6 protein-coding genes, 1 other RNA gene and 1 pseudogene are annotated in these 4,107 nt (G+C 47.4%); 7 read left to right on the top strand and 1 reads right to left on the bottom strand.

Annotated elements, in window-relative coordinates:
• The 4 genes and pseudogenes from PGL01S_RS30605 to ssrA form a co-directional block, all read left to right on the top strand.
• Window positions 1–280 (top strand): annotated as a pseudogene (locus tag PGL01S_RS30605) (hypothetical protein); the annotation flags it as partial.
• A 288-nt stretch (window positions 281–568) separates the two neighbouring features.
• Window positions 569–769: a cold-shock protein gene (locus tag PGL01S_RS30600; RefSeq protein WP_012772186.1), complete on the top strand. Its 201-nt coding sequence runs from the start codon at window positions 569–571 to the stop codon at window positions 767–769.
• A 169-nt stretch (window positions 770–938) separates the two neighbouring features.
• Complete coding sequence (smpB, locus tag PGL01S_RS30595; protein WP_127499526.1) at window positions 939–1,421, top strand: SsrA-binding protein SmpB; 483 nt, start codon at window positions 939–941, stop codon at window positions 1,419–1,421.
• A 237-nt stretch (window positions 1,422–1,658) separates the two neighbouring features.
• Window positions 1,659–2,024, top strand: a transfer-messenger RNA (tmRNA) gene (ssrA, locus tag PGL01S_RS30590).
• A 94-nt stretch (window positions 2,025–2,118) separates the two neighbouring features.
• Here ssrA and PGL01S_RS31410 read toward each other — a convergent pair.
• Window positions 2,119–2,484 (bottom strand): collagen-like protein, encoded by a 366-nt coding sequence (locus PGL01S_RS31410; protein WP_236013659.1) that lies wholly within the window; start codon window positions 2,482–2,484, stop codon window positions 2,119–2,121.
• A 231-nt stretch (window positions 2,485–2,715) separates the two neighbouring features.
• Here PGL01S_RS31410 and PGL01S_RS30580 point away from each other — a divergent pair, with 231 nt between their 5' ends.
• The 3 genes from PGL01S_RS30580 to PGL01S_RS31530 all read left to right on the top strand — a co-directional run bounded on the left by PGL01S_RS30580 (window position 2,716) and on the right by PGL01S_RS31530 (window position 3,908).
• On the top strand, window positions 2,716–3,222 hold the full coding sequence (locus PGL01S_RS30580; protein WP_127499524.1) for a hypothetical protein: 507 nt from the start codon (window positions 2,716–2,718) through the stop codon (window positions 3,220–3,222).
• Window positions 3,223–3,422: 200 nt separating this feature from the next.
• The gene (locus PGL01S_RS30575) at window positions 3,423–3,770 is read left to right on the top strand and encodes a hypothetical protein (protein WP_127499521.1); all 348 of its coding nucleotides are present in this window, start codon (window positions 3,423–3,425) and stop codon (window positions 3,768–3,770) included.
• 15 nt (window positions 3,771–3,785) lie between these two features.
• Window positions 3,786–3,908 carry a hypothetical protein gene (locus PGL01S_RS31530; protein WP_280525725.1) on the top strand — a complete coding sequence of 41 codons (123 nt, stop codon included), beginning with the start codon at window positions 3,786–3,788 and terminating at the stop codon, window positions 3,906–3,908.
• Window positions 3,909–4,107: the final 199 nt, after the last annotated feature.

Genomic DNA, 4,107 nt, shown 5'->3' with positions numbered 1-4,107 from the left:
TATGTGGGGGCTGCCGATTAGCGGCAGCCGCGGCAGAGACGCCGATACGGGCGAAGACCCGGATCAAGGCTCGGTCTTTGATGGCGGCCGCGGCAGGCGCGGCGGCCGGGGCAACCGCAGCGGAGGCGGCGGAGGCCAGCGCGGCGACGCAAGATCACCGCAGGGTTCGAATTCTTCGAGCGGAACGAATAATTCCGGCGAGGAAGGGAAGAATAAAAAGAAGAAACGAAATGGCGGAGGCAATTCCACCGCGGCGTTCGTTCGTAAAAAACGTAAATAAATATTTAACATGACAAACGTACTATAACTCTAAATAACGGCGCTGCAAGACGGGGCGCAGGCTGCGGAGAAGCAGCGCCGTTTTCCTTGAATAAGCTGGGAAAATATATTTAAGCTTGTCGCTTGATTTTTGATTTTGGGTATAGTACACTCAAAGCAATTGATGATATGAACCTGAATTCACATATTGAAAAGGGTGTCATTTAAGTCATGGACCTTTTTCAATGTGTGAATTTTTTGTTTCGATACGAAATAGGCGCATATTAATACATTTTTGGAGGTAATACACATGCAACAAGGTACAGTTAAATGGTTCAACGCTGAGAAAGGTTTCGGCTTCATCGAAGTTGAAGGCGGCAATGACGTATTCGTACACTTCTCCGCAATCGTTGGCGAAGGCTTCAAGACTCTTGAAGAAGGCCAACGCGTTGAGTTCAACGTTGTTCAAGGCAACCGCGGACCACAAGCTGAGAACGTTGTTAAGCTGTAATAGCTTAATTTAACGAACGAAGACCGCCCTTAACGGGGCGGTTTTTTTGTTTATGTAAGCGATGTATTTTCGAGTCTTGCTTTAGATTTATAAAGTTGTTACAATGTATTCCTAATAACGCTTAACGCTTCTCTATCGGAATGCGTAAACGAAAATGAGGTGAACCGCTGTGGGTGCTAAAAAAAATGACGGCAAACAGCTCGCTCAAAACAAAAAAGCTTCCCATGATTACTTCATTGAGGATACGTATGAAGCGGGAATCGTGCTGATGGGCACGGAGATCAAGGCTCTCCGCATGGGGAAAGCGAATATTGGCGATGCGTTTGCGACGATTAGGAATGGCGAGATGTTTATTCATAACATGCATATCAGTCCTTTTGAACAGGGCAACCGCCATAATCCGACTGATCCGACCCGAGCTCGGAAGCTGCTGCTTCACAAGCAGCAAATTCACAAACTGCTCGGCCAATCCAAGCAAGAGGGCTACTCGATTGTGCCGCTAAAGATTTATGTGCGTAACGGCTACGCGAAGCTTTTGATTGGTCTTGGTAAAGGTAAGAAGCAATACGATAAGCGCGATACGGCCGCGAAGCGCGATGCGCAACGGGATATCCAGCGTGCGCTGCGCGAGAAGCAGAAAGTCGTAAGGTAATTGGCATTTGCTTCACTCGCTGGTTCAGGTTCCAGCTTTCCGCCATCATTGGCATTAAGAATCTAAGCATTAGCAATGAAGTTCGTGTTATACTAAAGTAGCGCTAAGGGATACGACGCGCTGCTGCAACAAATGTTTGAAGAAATACTTGCTTGTAATGAGTAGCGCAGAAGCGCTGCACCTCATTCCGGGCGTTCTTACAGCTAATCGGTCGAAATACACCGTTTATGCGATATTGGGGGCGTTTATGGATTCGACGGGGATAGTACGAGCACGGGTTGCGGGTAGCAGGGAGTCGTCTGCTTCATCAACGCTAAAGCCTATTAAATGGCAAACAACAACAAACTTACGCTTTCGCAGCTTAATAACCTGTGAGCGTGCTCCTACCTAGCATCGCCCATGTGACTAGACTAGGGGCTAACAAGTAGTGGGATACGCCGCTTCGGTCTCCGCCTGGGGTCGACGGAAGAAGATAATCAGGCTGACCCAACGCGTAGTCGGTTACGGGACGACGCTCGGGTGACATCAATACTGTGACTACACCCGTAGAAGCCTGTGTGGCGTTGTCTTCGGACAGGGGTTCAAATCCCCTCGCCTCCACCATCATGAACCACATCCGCATGAGGATGTGGTTTTTGCTTTTTTTTGATACGAAAAAAGCTCCGTTCTTAGTAGATCGGAGCTTTTTTGTGTTTATTTAGACACAAGTAAAGGATTGAATGGATTGCAGGCTCAGGCCGGTATACATCCAGAATCTACCGTTCCATTGAAACCCGGCGACTGAAGTACGCCCTAAGAAAACCGGGAAGAACCAGAATTGATTCCCGTTTCTTAGCCAAATGTACGTATTCCTGAACATGCAACGTGAAATCGCGCCAGGATCAACAGCAAACGGCTGAACCGCGGGTTGTTGAGGGATGAATCCCGGCGGAGGTGAACTAGGTGCCATCGGCTGGCCCTGTTGTCCCGGAGGTCCTGGAATTCCTGGAGGTCCAGGAGGCGGTCCCGGTGGGCCTGGCTGTCCAGGGAATCCGGGAGGTCCAAAAGGTGGGAAAAATGACATGATCTTGTCACTCCTTATATGATGGGCTAAAACATTGTATGTAGGAGCGGAGATAAGGGAATGGGCGTAACCGATATTCTTTTTAAGCAGGAAACAAGCTAATGAAAGTTATGAGAATGCCCAATTTCTGGTGAAAAACTAGCTGTGCGAATAGAAATTGTCAACTAAAGTTGGTATTTCGATTTGTTAAGTTCTTCTATAATGAAGCAAAAGAATTAGGGGTTTTTTGGCATGTTTGCGACGTTTTCCGTATGCGCGACCGAGGCTTGTCAACGAAAGTACATGGATTTTCTTTTAGCGAATTATGAGGATCTACGGCTGCCGTATCCTTTCCTCGTGGCGTTCGGTTTTATCGCCAGCCCTATTCTGATGGGGCAGGAATGTTTTCTCTGCCTGGACGGTGAGGGGGAAGTCATTGGCGCATTCGGCTATATTCATGGCACGGGAGAAGGCAATTACGAAGATCGGCATGTCGTGCAGCTGCAAGTTGCTCTTCTGTCCGAGTCTTATAGGTGTACAAGGGTTTTTCTTGAAGGATTACAGATGCTTTCCAGACATTTAAACGAGCTTAACGGGACAGTGAACGAGCTGGTTTTTTGGACGGGGATGGATGACTACGCAATAAGGCTGTTCAATAAGTTCGCCGAACGGACTGGAGACGGAGAGTTGGCCATTGGTTACCGGGTCACTTTGCGCCAATTAAATAAATACTTAGCAAAATTCAAGCGAGAGCACTAGCGTAAAGCAAAGGTCCTCGGAGTGCGGGCATGAAGGGGGGAATCGTAGTGGGCCGTCTATTTCCGGCAGCTTGCCATCAGGATCGAGATTTTGCTAGATTTGCCCGATATTTTCTCGCGTATAGCTATGAATTTGATGAACGTTTATTGTTTTATGATGCTATTGCACATTTGACGCTTTCCTTGAATGGGAGCCGGCTGTTGTTATTTGATGACGAGCATGGCAAGCTGCAGGGTTATATTCAATATCGGTTGGAGGCTGAAGGCGAGACGGTATTTATTGAGTCGGCGATTCTATCTCCCGCCTATCGAAGCGGCATGCAATTCTATAAGGGCTTCGCTAAATGGACGAACCACATCATGGAGGAACATGACGAGATTCAGAGGGTTAGATTCCATGTACGCGCCGATCATGCCTACTTGATTAATTTGTATTCTAAATTCGCTCGAGAGATTGGAGAAACGGTGAGCCGGGGGAGTGCGGAGCTTTTATTCGAAACCGCATTCGACGAGCTTCGGAGCTATTTGAGGTCAGATGATACTAAGTAAAGGAGGTGAGTAACGATGATACCGGTTGGCCAATCTCTAAAGGGAACAACTAAAGGCAGTGGTTTCGGAAAAATCAGCATTCTCGATGCTTTGAAGGCAAACGAGCAAGTGAGAACTTCTGCCGCGGCAGCGAAGTAATCAGAACTATTCGCACAGGGGTTGTCTCGAAGTCATAATGATATGGCTTATGGGCAGCCCTGTTTTGTTATTCGAGAGGTTTTAAAGTTTTTTTAAAATAATGCTTGCCAAGTGCTTTTGATCTATGTTATATTCTAATTCCGGCCGAGAGAGACAAGCGGTTCGGACGAAAAGCTGAACATCATTGAGAAATTCGATA

This window comes from Paenibacillus glycanilyticus NBRC 16618 (genome assembly GCF_004000805.1).
Lineage (GTDB): Bacteria > Bacillota > Bacilli > Paenibacillales > Paenibacillaceae > Pristimantibacillus > Pristimantibacillus glycanilyticus.
Note: the sequence above shows the minus strand (reverse complement) of the source record. Positions and strands in the feature narration are given on the sequence as shown.

Excerpts from the sequence above, each read along its gene's own strand:
- PGL01S_RS30600 (WP_012772186.1), top strand. The coding sequence starts at position 569 with ATGCAACAAGGTACAGTTAAATGGTTCAACGCTGAGAAAGGTTTCGGC.
- PGL01S_RS31410 (WP_236013659.1), bottom strand. The coding sequence starts at position 2,484 with ATGTCATTTTTCCCACCTTTTGGACCTCCCGGATTCCCTGGACAGCCA.
- PGL01S_RS30580 (WP_127499524.1), top strand. The coding sequence starts at position 2,716 with ATGTTTGCGACGTTTTCCGTATGCGCGACCGAGGCTTGTCAACGAAAG.
- PGL01S_RS31530 (WP_280525725.1), top strand. The coding sequence starts at position 3,786 with ATGATACCGGTTGGCCAATCTCTAAAGGGAACAACTAAAGGCAGTGGT.